Consider the following 15,459-nt stretch of genomic DNA (forward strand, 5'->3'; position numbering starts at 1 on the left):
GCGACCACCCCCGCAGCCGCCCCGCGACCTCCCGCCACAGGCCCCGCAGGGCGAAGTTTCAACCGGTGTCGCTTTTTGTCGTATTGTGCCGCTTACAGCTATGGTCTAGGCGCGCTAGCATACCATCACCAAGCCAAACGCGGCCCAGGACGGGGAGGAGTCTCGATGAGACGGTATTCGGTATTTGCAATCGCACGAGAAGCCATGCGCCAGCACAATGGCTGGGACCGCGCGTGGGCCTCGCCCGAGCCGAAATCCCATTACGATGTGATCATCGTCGGCGCCGGCGGCCACGGGCTGGCGACGGCCTATTATCTGGGCAAGAATTTCGGCATCAAGAATGTCGCGATCATCGAGAAAGGCTGGCTCGGCGGCGGTAATACCGGCCGCAACACCACGATCATCCGCTCGAACTACCTGCAAGACCCCTCGGCGGCGATCTACGAAAAGGCGCGCTCGCTCTATGAGACGCTGTCGCAGGATCTGAACTATAACATCATGTTCAGCCCGCGCGGGGTGATGATGCTGGCGCAGACGGAGTCGGAAATCCGCGGCTACCGGCGCACCGAATATGCGAATACGCTGCAGGGCGTGGAGACGCGGTTCATTGGCCCCAATGAGGTCAAACGGCTGGTGCCGATCATGAATATCCACGGGCCGCGCTATCCGGTGCTTGGCGCGCTCTGGCAACCCCGCGCTGGCACCGCGCGCCATGACGCGGTTGCCTGGGGCTATGCGCGCGCCTGCTCGGATATGGGCATGGATGTGATCCAGAACTGCGAGGTCACCGGCATCGAGAGCGTCGGCGGACAGGTCTCGGCGGTGGTCACCACCAAGGGCACCATCGGCACCAAGAAGCTGGCGATGGTGGTCGCCGGTCATTCGGGGCATCTGGCCAATATGGCGGGCTTCCGGCTGCCGGTGGAATCGGTGGCGCTGCAAGCGATGGTCTCCGAGCCGATCAAACCGGCGATTGACGTGGTGGTGATGGCCAACACGGTGCACGGCTATCTGTCGCAGTCCGACAAGGGCGAGATGGTGATTGGCGGCGGCGCGGATCATTTCAACAACTACACCCAGCGCGGCTCGTGGATGCATATCGAGGAAACCACCCGCGCGCTGGTCGAGACCTTCCCGATGCTCTCGCGGCTCAAGATGCTGCGCCAATGGGGCGGGATCGTGGATATGACCGGCGACCGCTCGCCGATCATCTCGAAAACGCCCTTGGGCAATACTTTCATCAACTGCGGCTGGGGCACCGGCGGGTTCAAATCGATCCCCGGTTCAGGCTGGGCGATGGCCGAACTGGTCGCCAAAGGCGAGCCGGGCCCGCTGGCGCAGGCCTTCTCGCTGGACCGCTTCCGCGAGGGCCGCTTCATCGACGAGAGCGTCGCGGCGGGGGTGGCGCATTGATCAACACCGTGAGCACTCACCGACTTCATCTTGCCGAAAATACTCCGGGGGTGCGGGGGCTGGCCCCCGCGTTCACCCCATTTCAGGAGGGCCTGACATGCTGCTTCTAACCTGCCCGTGCTGCGGTGTGACCGCTGAGGAAACCGAATTTCACAACGCCGGCGAGGCGCATCTCAAGCGCTATGGCCCCGGCTCGGATGATGCCGATTACGAGGCCTATATGTTCGCCCGCAAAAACCCGCGCGGGGTGCATTTCGAGCGTTGGCGCCATGCCTTTGGCTGCGGCAAGTTCTTCCACGCCGCGCGCTGCACGATGACGCTTGAGGTCTTTGGCACCTATTCTGCCCAGACCCTCGCGCCGCCCGCCGAGATCGCCGCAAAAATCAAGGCCCGCCGCCCCGAATGGGAGGGATACAAATGAGCCATCGTCTGTCCACCGGTGGCCGTCTGATCGACCGCAGCCGCAGCCTGGAATTCACCTTTAACGGCAAATCCATGTCCGGTTATGAGGGCGATACGCTCTCCGCCGCGATGCTGGGTGCGGGGCAAGTGCTGGCCGGGCGCTCGTTCAAATACCACCGTCCGCGCGGCGTCGTGGCCTCGGGTGCCGAAGAGCCTAACGCTCTGGTCGGTCTTGGTGAGGGCCAGCGCTATGAGCCGAACCAGCGCACCACCACCACCGAGTTGTTCTCGGGCCTCAAGGCGACCAGCCAGAACCACTGGCCGAGCCTTGAGTTCGATGTCGGCGCGATCAACAGCAAGCTTTCGCGGTTCCTCCCCGCTGGCTTTTACTACAAAATGCTGATCCACCCGCGCGCTTTCTGGAAACATGTCTACGAGCCGATCGTGCGCCATTCTGCCGGACTTGGCCGCGCGCCTGACGCCGAGACCCGTGACGCCGACCGCTATGAGCATTTCTACGCGTTTTGCGATGTGCTGGTGGCCGGTGGCGGAGTTGCCGGACTGACCGCCGCCCGCGCTGCTGCGCGTGCGGGTAAACGCGTCATCGTGATGGAGCAAACCGCTCATTTCGGCGGCCGCGCGCCGGTTGATGGCGAGGTGATCGACGGCATGCCCGCCAGCGAGTGGGTGGACGGTGTGTTGGCTGAATTGCACGGGTTGGAGAATGTCACCGTGCTTGAGCGCACCATGGTCGCCGGTGTGCATGATCACGGCTATATCCTTGGCTACCAGCGCGTCGCCGACCACCAACCCGGTGCTGATAAGCCGCGCCACCGGCTCTGGCGGGTGCGTGTCGGTCAATTGATCACCGCGACGGGCGCGATCGAGCGGCCTTTGTCTTTTGCCGGAAATGATCTGCCGGGCGTGATGCTGGCCTCGGCGGTGCGCGATTACGTGGTCAACTGGGCGGTCGCGCCCGGCAAGCGCGTGGTCGTGGTCACCAATAATGACGACGCCTACCGCACCGCTTTGGCGCTGCATCAGGCGGGCGTGACGGTCACGGCAGTGATCGACGCGCGGTTCGAGGCGACGGGGGACTTGCCCGCGCAGGCCCGCGCCGTCGGTATCCGCGTCGCCGAGGGCATGGCGATCCGTCAGGTTCTGGGCAGCAAACGGGTCTCCGCTGTGGCGCTCTGCCGGTTTGACAGCGATGGCGGCGCGGTGGCGGAAACGCTGGAGTGCGACGCGATTGCGATGTCGGGCGGCTGGTCGCCGGTGGTGCATCTGTGGTCCCATTGCGGCGGCAAGCTGACTTGGGACGACGCCCGCGCCTTCTTCCGCCCCGATCCTGCGCGTCCGCCCTTGGGCCATGACGGGCAGGGCTTTGTCGCTGCGGTCGGCAGCGCCAACGGGATGATGGATATCGTCGAGGTTCTGAGCGACGCGCATCAGACAGCGCAGGGCACCGGCGAGGCCCCACAGGCCGAACCCGTGCCGGAAGCCGAGATGCTGCCGGTCTGGATGATGCCGAAACAAGCCTCTTATGAGCTGCGCGCGAAAATGTGGCTGGACCCGCAGAACGATGTGAAGGTCTCGGATGTGCAGCTCGCCGCGCAAGAGGGCTATGCCTCGGTCGAGCATACCAAGCGCTATACCACGCTGGGAATGGCGACGGATCAGGGCAAGCTGAGCAACATCAACGGGCTTGCGATCCTCTCGGATGCGCTGGGCCAAGCGATCCCGCAGACCGGCACCACCACCTTCCGCCCGCCCTATACGCCGATCTCTTTGGGCGTGATTGCCGGTGAGGCGGCGGGGCCGGTGTTTCAGCCGCTGCGCCGCACGCCGATGCATGCCTGGCATGAAGCGCAGGGCGTGTATTGGGAGCCGGTGGGCCTTTGGCGGCGACCCTATTGCTATCCGCAGGGCGAGGAAAGCCATGCGGATGCGGTGATCCGCGAGATCAACCAGACCCGCACATCGGTGGGGCTGTTGGATGCCTCGACGCTGGGCAAACTCCTGATCAAAGGGCCGGACGCGGGGAAACTCGTGGATATGCTCTATACCAATATGATGAGCAACCTGAAGGTCGGCAAATGCCGCTACGGGTTGATGTGTAATGAGAACGGCTTCCTCTCGGATGACGGCGTGGTCGCGCGGCTCAGCGAGGACAGTTTCCTTTGCCATACGACCTCGGGCGGGGCCGACCGGATCCATGCGTGGATCGAGGATTGGCTGCAGTGCGAATGGTGGGATTGGCAGGCGCATGTGGTCAATCTGACCGAGCAATTCGCCCAGATCGCGGTGGTCGGGCCGAATGCGCGCAAAGTGCTGGAGAAGATGGGCTCGGATATGGACCTGTCGCGCGAGGGGCTGGCGTTCATGGAATGGCGCGACGGCAAGATCGCGGATATTCGCGCGCGGGTGTTCCGGATCTCGTTCTCGGGTGAGCTGAGCTATGAAGTTGCGGTGCCGGCCTCGCAGGGGCAGGCGTTCTGGGATGCGGCGCTCAAGGCGGGCGCGGAGTTCGGGATCGCGCCCTACGGGACCGAAGCGCTGCATGTGATGCGGGCCGAGAAAGGGTTCATCATGATCGGTGACGAGACCGACGGCACGGTGATCCCGCAGGACCTGAACCTGAACTGGGCGATCTCGAAGAAGAAGGACGACTTCCTCGGCAAACGCGGCATGGAGCGGGTGCATATGGTGTCGCCGGACCGGTGGAAGCTGGTCGGGATCGAGACGCTGGACGGTTCGGTGATCGAGGATGGATCGCTGGCGCCTTTGCCGGGGGTCAATGAAAACGGCCAGCGGCGCACCCAGGGGCGGATCACCTCGAGCTATTATTCGCCGACGCTGGGCAAGGGGATCGCCATGGCTTTGGTGCACAACGGGCCCGAGCGGATGGGCGAAGAGATTGCCTTCCAAGGTAAGGACGGGGCGACGATCATGGCGCGGATTGTCGATCCGGTGTTCTACGATAAAGCAGGGGAGAAACAGAATGTCTGAGGCTGTCAGCGCGCTGCCCCATGCGCAGTATTCGGGGCTGGTGGATCTGGCCGAGGCGGGGCTCACCGGAATGATCACCCTGCGTGGGGATTTGGCCTCGCCAGTGTTGGCCGAAGCGGTGCGTGCCGCGACCGGGGCTTCGGTGCCGGAGGTGCGGCGGATCGAGGCGGGCGAGAGCGGGCAGGCGGCGTGGATGTCGCCGGATGAGCTGCTGTTGATTGTGCCGTATGAAGGTGCCGCAGGGGTCGTGGAGGCGTTGGAAACCGCGCTGGCGGGGGAGTTTGCCACGGCGGCCGAGGTTTCGGATGCGCGGGCGTTTTTCCGCATCACCGGCCCGCAGGCGCGGGATGTTCTGGCCAAGGTTTGCCCCGTTGATTTCAGCGATTTCGCGGTCGGAGAGCTGCGGCGGACAAGGGCGGCGCAGGTGGCGGCGGCGGTTTGGCGGGAAGAGGGCGATGTCTGGTCGCTGGTCTGTTTCCGCTCGGTCGCGCAATATGTCTGGGACTTGCTGGCGACGGTATCGAAACCGGGGGGCGAGGTCGGGTTTTACCGCTGATCCTTCCCGTCCCGCACCGCTGTCCCGCGTGTGGGGCAGGGGGTGGATTGAGGAAAATCAACGGCTTAGCTTGTCGCGTTAACCTTTTGGAAACCCCTGCTTGCTGGTGACAGCGGGCGGGGGGTTTGCCATTATCAGCCGATGAGAGATGAATTTCGACGCCTGATGACCTGTGCCCTTGCGGCATTCCTGCTGCTTACCTGCGGCGCTGCGAGCCATGCGCAGAGCCAGCTGATCTGCCGGATTGTCCTTGATGCAGAGAGCGGCGCGGTATTGCTGGAAGAGGGCGATTGCGCCGCGCGGGTGACGCCGGCCTCGACGTTTAAACTGCCGCTGGCGGTGGCGGGTTTTGACGCCGGACTGCTGGTCTCGCGCGATCAGCCGGTCATGCATTGGCAGGAGGGCGAGCTCGATTGGGGCGGGGCAAGCTGTTGCGGGGCGGTCACGCCGGCGATCTGGATGCGCGACTCGGTGGTCTGGTACTCGCAGCGGTTGACCCGCGCGATGGGAGCCGAGAGGCTCACCCGCCTTGCCAGCGATTTCGGCTATGGCAATGCGGATTTCAGCGGCGATCCGGGGTTTGACAACGGGCTGGAGCGGGCGTGGATTGCCTCGTCTCTGCAGGTCTCGCCGCGCGAACAGGTGCGGTTTCTGGCGCGTCTGCTCGCAGGTGATCTGCCCGCGAGTGCCGAGGCGCAAGCGCAGGCGCGGGCGATTACCGTGCAGAGCGAGGCGGGCGGCTGGCGGATTTCGGGCAAAACCGGCGCCGCCTATCCGCGCCGCGCCGATCGCAGTTTTGACCGCGCGCGGGGCTATGGCTGGTTCGTCGGCTGGGCCGAGCGTGACGGGCGCCGTGTTGTGTTTGCGCATCTGAGGCAGGATAGGGCGCGACATGAAGGCTCGCCGGGGCAGCGCAGCCGTGATGCGTTTCTGGCGGATTGGCCGCAGGTGAGCGCGGGGTTCGGCGATTGACCGGGCTGGGGTGCTGATCGGGCTTGATTGCGGGCGGGGCGTGTCGGTTTGTGGGGCTTGTCGGGCAAGCGCGGCGCCACTAACTAGGCCCCTATGACACGCCCCTTGCATCCCACCGCCCTCGTCACCGGCGCCAATCGCGGCATCGGCAAAGCCATCGCTGCGGCGCTCAAAGCCCGCGGCTGTCGCGTGACACTGGGCGCGCGCGACGAGGGCGGCGGACGCGCGGCGGCGGCGGAACTGGGCGTCGGTTTCGCGCGTATCGACCTGAGCGATCCCGACAGCTATTTCACCGCCGTCACCGAGGCCGGGGGCTTTGACATTCTGGTCAATAACGCTGGCGTGCTGGGCGATGCCTCGCTGCTCTCGCCGCGGTCGGATTTCGACCAAGCGATGGAGGTGATGGTGCATGCGCCGCTGGATCTGGTGCGGCTGAATCTGCCGCATTGGCAGCGCTCGGGCTGGGGGCGGGTGGTCAATATGTCCTCGGGCTGGGGCGCGTTTTCCTCCGGGCTGGAGGGGCCGGGGGCCTACGGCGTGGCGAAAGCGGCGCTGAATGCGCTGACCGTGGCGCTGGTGCGCGACCTGCCCGAGGGCGTCAAGATCAACGCCTGCGATCCGGGCTGGGTGGCGACAAGGATGGGCGGGGTGACGGCGCCGCGCTCTGTGCAGGAGGGGGCGGTTACGCCGGTCTGGCTGGCGCTCTTGCCCGATGACGGGCCGACCGGCGGGTTCTTTTTGGACCGGCAGCGGCGCGAGTGGTAGCGGGCGTTTGATCCCGAGGTTCGGCGGGTTGCACTTTAGCCCCTGTTAAGCCCGTGGCAACCACGGGCCGCGCCCGACCCTCCCCCGGGAGGGCGCGCTGGCGAGGTTGTCTAAGGCTCATCCGACATTGGTGCTTTGAACCTTGCGCGTCGTGGAAAGCGAGGGGCGCCCACCCAGGATCGGGCGCGGCCCTTAACGCTTTGTTCCGCCACCTGTCGAAATGGCTGTTCCCAAGACCGAAACCCGTTCCGCGCAACCTCGCCCCACCGTCACGCCCGTGGCCCCCACGGGCCGCGCCCGACCCTCCCCACGGGAGGGCGCCTTGGCGATGTGCTGAGTGGCTCGAGCGGCGTTCGTGCTTTTTGAGCGCACCGCGTCGTGGAAAGCGAGCGGCGCCCACCCAGGGTCGGGCGCGTCCCTTTGCGCTTCGTATTGTCTCCATTCGAAATGACTGGCCCCAAGACCGAGACCCGTTCCGCCGCCACGCCCGTGGTCCCCACGGGCCGCGCCCGACCCTCCCCAAGGGAGGGCGCCTTGGCGATAGCATTCAATGCCCGCCCGACATTGGTGCTTTTGAGCGCATAGCGTCGTGGAAAGCGGGCGGCGCCCTCCCAGGGTCGGGCGTGGCCCTTAACGCTTTGATCGCGCGTGGCGGGGGCTCCGGCGCACCGTCGAGGATCATCCTCTTCCAACCCCTCCACCAGGGTTATTTCGTCAGGCTTGCATTATTACCTTGCTAGGTTCATAAAAATTAGGCTAAGAAAAATTGAGGCAAGGAAAAATCAGGCAAAATGGCCGCCCAGCCCCCGCGCAGCAGAATGCCGCCGCTTACCGCGTTGCGGGCTTTTGAAGCCGCGGGTCGGCTGGGCGGCTTTACGCCCGCCGCCCGCGAATTGGGCGTGACGCCGGGGGCGGTCACCGCGCATCTCAAAACTCTGGAATCGACCTTGGGCGTGGCCTTATTCACCCGCCATCCGCGCGGCGTCTCGCTGACCGAGGCGGGCGCGCGGGTGTTGCCCGAATTCACCGCCGCTTTCGAGGCGCTGACCGCGGCGGTGCAATCTCTCGAGGCCGAGGCGACACCGTCTCTGGTGCGGATCGCGACGACGCCGGATCTGGCGCAACTCTGGCTCTCGCCGCACCTGCCGGTGCTGCGTGATCAGGGTTTTGAGGTGATGCCGGTGCCGGTCGCGGCGCCCGACGCGGCGCGCGGACAGGCGGATCTGGCGCTGTCGTTTCAGCCCGTGGCGGGCGCGGGCGTGCCGCTGATCGCGGTCGCCGCGCCGGGGATCAGCCAGAGCGATTGGGCACAGGCGCGGCGGTTGCAGCTGGCGGGTCCCTTGGGCGATTGGATGCGCTGGGCGCAGGCGGCGGGGGTGGCGGAGGCCACGCGCGGGCCGGTGATCGCGCAGGCGGCGCTGGCTTTGGAAGAGGCGGCGCATGGCGCGGGCGTGTTGGTGATCGCCGCACCTTTGGCGGCGGCGGCGCTGGCGCAGGGGCGCGTGGTGCAGGTCTCGCCGGTCACGGCGGGCAGTGGCATGGCGCTGCGGTTGGAGGCCTTACGTGAATTGGCGCAGGGAAGTGCCTCGGCGCGGGTGCTGGCGGCGTTGCGGGCGCAGATCTAGGGCGCGATGAGCCGTGGCCAGAGCGCGGCGTTGCGCGGGGCGAAGGCGTGGATATGGCCGACGGTCTTCAGGCCAAAATCCGCCGGATCAATCAGCCGTTGCTCCGGCGTCGCATTGGGGTGCCAGCTGGCCATTTTCCACACCGCTGCGGGCGGGATCATCACGTCGTCTTTCAGCGCCACCAGCGTCAGCTTGCCGGTGAACCCCGGGTCTTGCAGGCTACCAAGCGCCGGGTCTGCGGGCAGCGAGCCGCGGGTGACCAGCCAGCGACGCCATTGCCAGAACACGCCTTTCGGCAGGTCATTGCCCAGCCCCAGCCGGCGCCCGGGCAGATAGTCGAGCGCCCATGTGGAGAGCGGGCCGAGCAGATACCAGAGCGCCCAGACCGAGGCCTGGAATGGCCAGGGGTGGTCGGTGACATAGCCCTGTCCTCCGGCGACGGAGATGATCCGCGCGATGCCCTGGGTGCGCGGCTGGAAAGCCATCGCCATACCGCCGAGCGAATGGCCGATGACCCAGAGCGGTAGTTCGGGGTAGGCGTCGGTCAGCCAGTCGCGGGCGGCGGTGGCGTCATGGATGCCCCAGTCGGTCATCGTCGCCGTTGAACGGTAGGGCGCGCCCGAGGCGCCCGAATCGCGGTAGTCGTAGAGCAGCACGGCGGCCTGTTTCTCGGCGGCAAGCCAGCGCGCGAAGGGCAGGTAGAACCCAGCTTTCACCCCGGTGGCGCCGTGCAGCACCACCGCCAGTTTCGGCGCCGGAACCGCCACCAGCATCCCCGCCAGCGCCACGCCATCGGCGTCGATCTGCACCGTTTGCGCGGGAATTTCACCCGCCGGCGTGGCTTCATCTTGCCTTAAATACTCATCTTTCGACATCTCATCCCCGCCACCGCGCCGGTTTTGCGCCTGCCCGTTTCAACAGGCCGTTGTCAGGCCATTAACGGGCGGTAGTCTGCGGCGTCGCGCTATGGGGGTAAAGCGCGACGCCGAGTGAGCCTGCCGGTGACCTGACGTCAGGGGAAGGCGGCGTGGAGGGCGATTTCGACCATATCGCCGAAGGAGCGTTCGCGGTCTTCGGAGGGCAGCGCCTCTTTGGTTTGCAGGTGGTCCGAGATCGTCAGCACTGCCAGTCCGCGCACCCCGTGGCGGTGGCAGAGGTTGTAGAGCTCGGCGGCCTCCATCTCGACGCAGAGAATGCCGTGGCGGGTCATGATCTCGTTGAGATCGGGGCGTTCGTCATAGAAGACATCCGAGGAATAGATGCCGCCGACATGGGTGGGGATGCCCTTGGTCTTTGCGGCGGCATGGGCGGCCACCAGCAGATCGTAATCGGCGCAGGGGGCGAAATTGAGATCGCGGAAGATCCCGCGTGAGGGGGAGGTGAGCGTGGTCGCAGACATCGCCAGCACCACGTCGCGGATTTTGACCTGCGGTTGCATCGCCCCCGCCGAGCCGATGCGGATCAGGGTTTTGGCACCGTAGTCGCGGATCAACTCATTGGCGTAGATCGAAAACGACGCCATGCCCATGCCCGAGCCATGGATCGTCACCGGATTGCCGCGCCAAGTGCCGGTGAAGCCGAGCATGCCGCGGACCTCATTGATGCAAGTCGGGTTGTCGAGGAAAGTCTCGGCGGCCCAACGCGCGCGGTAGGGATCGCCGGGCATGAGCACGGTGGGGGCGATATCGCCGGATTTGGCGCCGATATGGACGGTGGGCATGCTGGGGGCTCCTGATTTTTGCTTTCGGGCAAACTATCAGGTTCGCGGCGCAAGGGAAGGCTTTGGGCGTATTGGGTGAGGGAGGGGCGGGGGGCTGCTTGCCCCCCGCACCCCCTCGCCCAGGGGGCGCACGCGCCCCCTAGGAACCCCCGTGAGTATTTATCGCAAGATGAAGCGCGCGGGGTCGGCAGGGGGCGCGGAACTGCGGGCCGTGTCGCTATGCTTTCCTTGCGCGGGGGGATCGTGTAGCTTTGGGTCTGGAAAAGCATAGTGTTCGGGACATGGGCGACACGCATTACCTTTTGATCCAGCAGATCGCCGGTGGCGATAAACAGGCGCTTGCGGCGCTCTACCGGGAGTTCGAGCGTCCGGTTTACAGATTTATTGTCTCGCGATTGAACGATCCGCATGAGGCGGCCGACATACTCCACGACGTCTTTATGGACATCTGGCGGGTGGCCGCCAGTTTCGAGGGGAGAAGCCAAGTGCGGACATGGATTTTCGGCATAGCCTATCGCAAGGTGATCGACGTGCATCGCAAGCGCGGGCGGATGTTTGTCACCGATGACATCCCCGAGACCGGCGATGTGCAGGACGCCGCCGATGCGGGCTATGCGGCGCAGCAGGAGGCCGAGCATCTGCGGGTCTGTGTTGCCGAGCTTTCGGATGATCACCGGGTGGCGATCTCGCTGGCGTTCTATGAGGATATGACCTGCGCGCAGATTTCCGAGATCGCGGGCGTGCCCGAGGGCACGATCAAATCGCGGCTGCATCACGCGAAGAAACTGCTCATGCATTGTCTTTCGGGCCGGATTGGCGGGAGGGCAGTGGCATGACGCGCACCTCTGACCAGATCGCATTGGACCTGCCGTTTTACATCAATAACACCCTGCCCGAGGCCGAGCGTGCCGAGGTCGAGGCGCTGCTGGCCGAGGATGATTTGCTGCGCGCCGAGCATGACGCGCTTTCGGTGATCCGCGGGCAGATGCAGGGCGAGGAGAGCCGCAGCCCCGGCGAGTTTGGCCTTGCGCGGTTGCTGCGCGATGTCGGGCGTGAAGATGAGGCCTCGGTCGGCGCGCCGGAGGCGATCGCGGCGCCGGTGCCGGCCAATGCGCAGGCGGCGCCGCGTCGGACATGGGTCTGGCAATTGGCCGCGGCCGTTGCGGTGATCGGCTTTCTGGCGCAGAGCCTGTGGCTGCAGGGGCCGGAGCCCGAGGCTGGCTATTCGCTGGCGGGCGCGGGCGAGAGCGCGGAGCTGCGGGTCAGCTTTATGCCCGGGGCCACGGAGGCGCAGATTCGCGGGCTGTTGCTGGGGCTGGGTGTCGAGATTACCGCCGGCCCCTCGGCGCTGGGCCTCTACGGGCTGCAGGCGCAAGAGGGCGGCGATCTGCAAGCGGCGCTGGCGGGGCTGCGCGCGGCGGTGAGCATCGTGGAGAGCGTGGAGCATGTGGAAGAGTAACGGCGTTCGGGCCGCGGTGCTATTGGCCGGTCTGGTAATCTGGGGTGGTGTGTCGGGCGGCTTCTGGGGCGGGGCTGTGGCCTTTGCGCAGGGCATTGATCAATCCACCGCAGAGACTGGCGCGACCGATACTGCGGGCGAGAGCACGCCGGGAGGCTCCATCGAGGCCGAATACGGCGCTGGCGATTATGGACCCGGGGAGTATGGACCGGGCGACTATGGACCCGGGGGCTATGGCGAGGGCGACTATGGCCAATATCCCGGCACGCCCTCCTTTATGGAGGCCGATTGCGCGGGCTGTGGCGAGATCAGTGATGCGCCGCGCCCGACGGGGCGGGTGTTGCGCGGGGCGGGGGCGTTATACGAGCATATCGTCGTTGGACCGCAGGGGCAGGCCGATGCGGTGCGGCAGGCGATTGAAGAGGTTGGCGGCGCGGTGGTGCGCACGCGCGCTTTAGCCGCGCTTTCGCAGGTTTCGCAGATCGCCACCTTTCCCAACCGCGCGGCCTTCGAGCGGGCGCAGGCGCTGATTGCCGAACGCGCACCTGACTCGGCGCTGGCGCTGCATCATCTGTATTATTTCGCCCAGTCGGGGCGCGCGCCACGGCTCTATGCGCCGGGTCTGATCGGCGATCCGGCGCCGGGGCATTGTCGCCTGCCGCGGGCGGTCTCGATCGGGATGATCGACGGGCCGGTGAACGTCGAGCATCCGGCGCTGCAGGGCGCTTCGGTGACTTATGAGACGGTGGTCGAGGGGCACCGTGTGCCGAGCGCCAACCACGGCACGGCGGTGGCGGCGCTACTGGTCGGCGAGGATGCGAGCGGGGCGCTGGCGGGCTTTGCGCGCGGCGCGCGGCTGCATGCGGTCTCGGTGTTCGGCAATAGCGATGCCGGTGAGGAGGCCAGTGTCGAGCGGATTGTGCTGGCGCTGGACCGGCTGGCGGGGCGCGGGGTGCGGCTGATCAATATGTCGATCTCGGGACCGGAAAATCCGGCGATGGCGCAGGCGCTGGCGGCGGTGGCAGGGCGCGGCGTGGTGCTGGTGGCCTCTTCGGGTAATGACCGGCGGCCCTTGGTGGCATGGCCCGCGGCTTCGGAACATGTGATCGCAGTGACCGCGATTGATGCAGCGCGGCGGCGGTTTTTCCGCGCCAACACCGGCGCCGAGATCGAATTTGCCGCGCCCGGGGTCGATGTCTATGCGGCGCGGGCACGGGGGGGCGGCTATGTCAGCGGCACGTCTTTCGCGACGCCGATTGTGACCGCGATTGCGGCGCGGCATATGGCGCGGGGCGCGGGCTCGGCGCAGGCGGTGCGGGCAAGATTGCGCGCGGCGGTGGAGACACTGGGCGCGGGCCAGCGCAACACCGAGTTCGGCTGGGGGCTGGTGCACGCGGGCGGCTGTTAACCAATTTCGCGATGGGGATGGGGCAGGGCTGCGGTGTGGCCCTGTTTGCGCGTGTTTGGGGTGCGGCGGGAGGTTTTTGAACCCTTTGTGGTGCTGCGGCGACCTATGGGGAGCGGGCCGATATCCGTGTTGATCCGCAAGCGCCGCCCTGTGCGGTCCCCCCTGAACGCATGGATCATCGGTGTCTGGCGTCGTTCTTGTCCCAAAACTTGACCCCGGAGGCGGCTTCGGGGTTCTTTTTTTCGCAAAAGAATCGTTTGGTTGCAGGTGGTTGGCGGATAATTGCGAGATCTTTCAACTATCTTTGAACCATTCCCGAGGCCGCGCGACCTATCACTACATCGCTGACGCATACGCTCAACGTCGCGCGGTGATTGATCGAAGACCTTTACCGCCCCAATGTTCATCGGGGGCAATGACCAAACCTTTTTCACTACATAGACGCCCCGTGGTGCTCTGGCCACGGGGCGTAATTTATTGGGCGGGTCTGGTGTGTTGCGGGCGAAATCAACCGCGGCTGGCTAGACGGGAAAAGAACGCGGGCGGGGCTGCGCGCGGGGCGGGCGGCACATCTGCGGTGTGCCGGGGCGGAATGCGGGGCTGCTGTTCGCGATAATCGCGCGCCTGCGCGTATTTGTTCCGCGATCCCTCTGGCCGCGGCACTCTGGGCCGTTGAATGCGCGGCGCCTTTCCCGTAGCGTCCGCGCAAACTAAACGCACGTTTTACGGCAAATCTCTCGGAGGGTTCCATGACCAATACGCTCGGCTTCGACACGCTGCAAATTCACGCAGGCGCACGCCCCGATCCGGCCACCGGCGCGCGGCAGATACCGATTTACCAGACCACATCCTATGTGTTTCGCGATGCCGATCATGCGGCGGCTTTGTTCAACCTGCAGGAAGTCGGCTATATCTATTCGCGGCTGACCAACCCGACGGTCTCGGCATTGGCCGAGCGTGTTGCGGCGCTTGAGGGCGGTGTCGGCGCGGTTTGCTGCTCGTCAGGCCATGCAGCGCAGATCATGGCGCTGTTCCCGCTGATGGCGCCGGGCTGCAATATCGTCGCGTCGGGGCGGCTGTATGGTGGCACGGTCACCCAGTTCAGCCAGACCTTCAAGCGCTTTGGCTGGTCGACGCATTTCGTCGATACCGATGATCTGGCCGCGGTCGAGGCGGCGATTGACGCCGATACCCGCGCGATTTTCGTCGAGACCATCGCCAATCCGGGCGGTTATGTCACCGATATCCCGGCGATGGCCGAGATTGCCAACCGCCACGGCATCCCCTTGATCGTCGATAACACCACCGCCACGCCTTACCTGTGCCGCCCGATCGAGCTGGGCGCGACGCTGGTGGTGCATTCGATGACCAAATATATGACCGGCAACGGCACGGTGATGGGCGGCGTTGTCGTCGATTCGGGCAATTTCGACTGGTCGCAGAACGATAAATTCCCCTCGCTGAGCCAGCCGGAGCCGGCCTATCACGGGCTCAAGTTCCACGAGACCTTTGGCGCCTTGGCCTTCACCTTCCACGGCATTGCCATAGGGCTGCGCGATCTGGGGATGACCCTGAACGCACAGGCGGCGCATTACACGCTGATGGGGATCGAGACCCTGAGCCTGCGCATGGAGCGCCATATCGCCAATGCCGAGAAGGTCGCCAAATGGCTGGAGGCTGATCCGCGTGTCGAGGCGGTCACCTATGCCGGATTGGACAGCTCGCCCTATAAAGAGCGTGCCGGTAAGATCGTGCCCAAGGGCGCGGGCGCCTTGTTCACCGTGACCCTGAAGGGCGGCTATGATGCCTGTGTGAAACTGGTCGATTCGCTGGAGCTGTTCAGCCATGTGGCCAATCTGGGGGATACCCGCAGCCTGATCATCCATCCGGCCAGCACCACCCACCGGCAGTTGACCGCAGAGCAGTTGGAAGCCGCGAATGCCGCGCCGAATGTGGTGCGCCTGTCGATCGGCACCGAAGAGGCGGCGGATATCATTGCCGATCTGGACCAAGGGCTGGCGAAAGCGACCGCTTAACCCTTATTTCTTCACAATAATGTGGCCCGGCAGCATCACTGCCGGGCTTTTCGTTTTCATCGGCGGATTCCTGCTATAGAAGGACAAATGCTCG

At 65.5% G+C, this 15,459-nt stretch carries 13 protein-coding genes; 11 read left to right on the forward strand and 2 right to left on the reverse strand.

Translation table 11 applies throughout. The annotated features are described in order from the left end of the window. Positions 1–165: 165 nt before the first annotated feature. From DDE20_RS05060 to DDE20_RS05090, 7 genes are all read left to right on the forward strand, one after another. Complete coding sequence (locus DDE20_RS05060) at positions 166–1,413, forward strand: sarcosine oxidase subunit beta family protein (RefSeq protein ID WP_116557391.1); 1,248 nt, start codon at positions 166–168, stop codon at positions 1,411–1,413. 97 nt (positions 1,414–1,510) lie between these two features. Then, entirely contained in the window at positions 1,511–1,834 is a 324-nt protein-coding gene (locus tag DDE20_RS05065; RefSeq protein WP_116557392.1) for a sarcosine oxidase subunit delta, read from the forward strand. Further along, positions 1,831–4,824 (forward strand): sarcosine oxidase subunit alpha family protein, encoded by a 2,994-nt coding sequence (locus DDE20_RS05070; protein ID WP_116557393.1) that lies wholly within the window; start codon positions 1,831–1,833, stop codon positions 4,822–4,824. The genes DDE20_RS05065 and DDE20_RS05070 overlap by 4 nt, the downstream gene beginning before the upstream one ends. Beyond that, the gene (locus DDE20_RS05075; protein WP_116557394.1) at positions 4,817–5,380 is read left to right on the forward strand and encodes a sarcosine oxidase subunit gamma; all 564 of its coding nucleotides are present in this window, start codon (positions 4,817–4,819) and stop codon (positions 5,378–5,380) included. The genes DDE20_RS05070 and DDE20_RS05075 overlap by 8 nt, the downstream gene beginning before the upstream one ends. Before the next feature lie 141 nt (positions 5,381–5,521). Continuing rightward, on the forward strand, positions 5,522–6,352 hold the full coding sequence (gene blaOXA / locus DDE20_RS05080; protein WP_420812355.1) for a class D beta-lactamase: 831 nt from the start codon (positions 5,522–5,524) through the stop codon (positions 6,350–6,352). A gap of 93 nt (positions 6,353–6,445) precedes the next feature. Continuing rightward, positions 6,446–7,117 (forward strand): SDR family NAD(P)-dependent oxidoreductase, encoded by a 672-nt coding sequence (locus DDE20_RS05085; protein WP_116557396.1) that lies wholly within the window; start codon positions 6,446–6,448, stop codon positions 7,115–7,117. Between the two features lie 818 nt (positions 7,118–7,935). Further along, complete coding sequence (locus DDE20_RS05090; RefSeq protein WP_116557849.1) at positions 7,936–8,742, forward strand: LysR family transcriptional regulator; 807 nt, start codon at positions 7,936–7,938, stop codon at positions 8,740–8,742. On the opposite strand, the gene DDE20_RS05095 is transcribed toward DDE20_RS05090, so the two are convergent. Both DDE20_RS05095 and deoD read right to left on the reverse strand, forming a co-directional pair. Further along, positions 8,739–9,617, reverse strand: coding sequence for an alpha/beta hydrolase family protein (locus DDE20_RS05095; protein WP_116557397.1), 879 nt, complete (start codon positions 9,615–9,617; stop codon positions 8,739–8,741). The genes DDE20_RS05090 and DDE20_RS05095 overlap by 4 nt on opposite strands. A 137-nt stretch (positions 9,618–9,754) precedes the next feature. After that, entirely contained in the window at positions 9,755–10,462 is a 708-nt protein-coding gene (gene deoD / locus DDE20_RS05100) for a purine-nucleoside phosphorylase (protein ID WP_116557398.1), read from the reverse strand. A 281-nt stretch (positions 10,463–10,743) separates the two neighbouring features. Here deoD and DDE20_RS05105 point away from each other — a divergent pair, with 281 nt between their 5' ends. The 4 genes from DDE20_RS05105 (at position 10,744) to DDE20_RS05120 (ending at position 15,365) form a co-directional block, all read left to right on the forward strand. Further along, positions 10,744–11,298, forward strand: a complete 555-nt coding sequence (locus tag DDE20_RS05105) for an RNA polymerase sigma factor (protein ID WP_116557399.1) — start codon at positions 10,744–10,746, stop codon at positions 11,296–11,298. After that, on the forward strand, positions 11,295–11,921 hold the full coding sequence (locus tag DDE20_RS05110; RefSeq protein ID WP_116557400.1) for an anti-sigma factor: 627 nt from the start codon (positions 11,295–11,297) through the stop codon (positions 11,919–11,921). Before DDE20_RS05105 ends, DDE20_RS05110 begins: the two co-directional genes overlap by 4 nt. After that, the gene (locus tag DDE20_RS05115) at positions 11,908–13,329 is read left to right on the forward strand and encodes a S8 family serine peptidase (RefSeq protein ID WP_116557401.1); all 1,422 of its coding nucleotides are present in this window, start codon (positions 11,908–11,910) and stop codon (positions 13,327–13,329) included. Before DDE20_RS05110 ends, DDE20_RS05115 begins: the two co-directional genes overlap by 14 nt. 749 nt (positions 13,330–14,078) lie before the next feature. Beyond that, positions 14,079–15,365 (forward strand): O-acetylhomoserine aminocarboxypropyltransferase/cysteine synthase family protein, encoded by a 1,287-nt coding sequence (locus DDE20_RS05120; RefSeq protein WP_116557402.1) that lies wholly within the window; start codon positions 14,079–14,081, stop codon positions 15,363–15,365. Positions 15,366–15,459 lie beyond the last annotated feature (94 nt).

Source organism: Pararhodobacter oceanensis (assembly GCF_003076755.1).
Lineage (GTDB): Bacteria > Pseudomonadota > Alphaproteobacteria > Rhodobacterales > Rhodobacteraceae > Pararhodobacter > Pararhodobacter oceanensis.